At 42.0% G+C, this 1,349-nt stretch carries 1 protein-coding gene; it reads left to right on the forward strand.

Annotation, left to right across the window (positions count from 1 at the left end; translation table 11 throughout):
* Positions 1-1,349: hypothetical protein (locus BUB99_RS20455; RefSeq protein ID WP_170863820.1), on the forward strand; the 1,349-nt coding region annotated here is incomplete at both ends.

Consider the following 1,349-nt stretch of genomic DNA (forward strand, 5'->3'; position numbering starts at 1 on the left):
AATGATCAGGATTTTTCAGCGACTTTTCAGTTGCGTTTTGGAGAAAAGGAAGATTATGCATCAGACGCCTTTTTGTTGGATAATGTTCATGTTTACGAACGTCCTGCTCATGAGTTAGCAGTAGTCGATTTGGAGGTTCCTGCATCATCAGCACTACTCGGAGCGACAGAACAAATCGTAGTTCAGTATGTGAATCAAGGAGTAAGTACGGAGACCAGTGTGCCGTTGACTGTCTGGATCGATGGTCCTAGTGGTAGACAAGAGGTGAGTGAAACAGCAGCGATATCATTGGCTACAGGAGATACCTTGACCTATACTTTCTCCGCTGACATGGATTTTTCTGAAGCAGGAAATTATGAAGTGACCGTATTTAGTGAACTGTCGGGAGATTTGGTGCAATCCAATGATACGTTGAGAGGTTATTTAATAAAACCATCTATTTACAACGGGGGTCTGCCTTATTTAGCAGATTTTGATTTGTTAGCAGACACAGTTTATGCTCAAAATCAAGGAGAGTTGATAGGGTTGCCCGGTTGGAGTTATGAAAATAGTTCTGAATATGGGCGATTGTCTATTGGTCAATTTTCGCAAAACGAAACACAGGCCATGTCGATGTATCGTAGTGAGTCAAACACAACATCTAATTTTGCAGTACTGACGATGGACATGAGTACGTATGATGCGTCAACGGATAAGCTATTATTAGATTTCCGGTTTTCATACCGATACTCTGGCGTTTATGCACATAACCGTGTGTTCATCAGAGGGTCTGAGACAGATGATTGGATTGAATTCTATGATTGGCACGAAAACCGTGGAGGAAATAATGAATGGGTTGATGTTAATACACTGCCTTTGACAGACTCTCTAGTTGCGCATGATCAAAATTTCTCATCTACATTTCAAGTAAGATTTGGAGAAAGAGATACATATAACTCGCGCTATTTTTACTTAGATGATGTCAAAGTGCGCGAACGTCCTGCACATGACCTAGCGGCAGTCGATTTGGAAATTCCCGCATCATCACCGTTACTCGGTGTAGCAGAACAAATCGCAGTTCAGTATGTGAATCAAGGAGTAAGTACGGAGACCAGTGTGCCGTTGACGGTTTGGATCGATGGCCCTAGTGGTAGACAAGAGGTGAGTGAAACAGCAGCAACATCATTGGCTACAGGAGATACTTTGACTTACACTTTCTCCGCTGACATGGATTTTTCTGAAGTAGGAAATTATGAAGTGACCGTATTTAGTGAACTGACTGGTGATTTGATCCAGTCTAATGATACGTTGCGTAGCATGACACGAAAAATATCTAGCTACACTGATGGATTACCCTACCTTGTTGATTT

It is taken from the genome of Reichenbachiella agariperforans, assembly GCF_900142205.1.
GTDB lineage: Bacteria > Bacteroidota > Bacteroidia > Cytophagales > Cyclobacteriaceae > Reichenbachiella > Reichenbachiella agariperforans.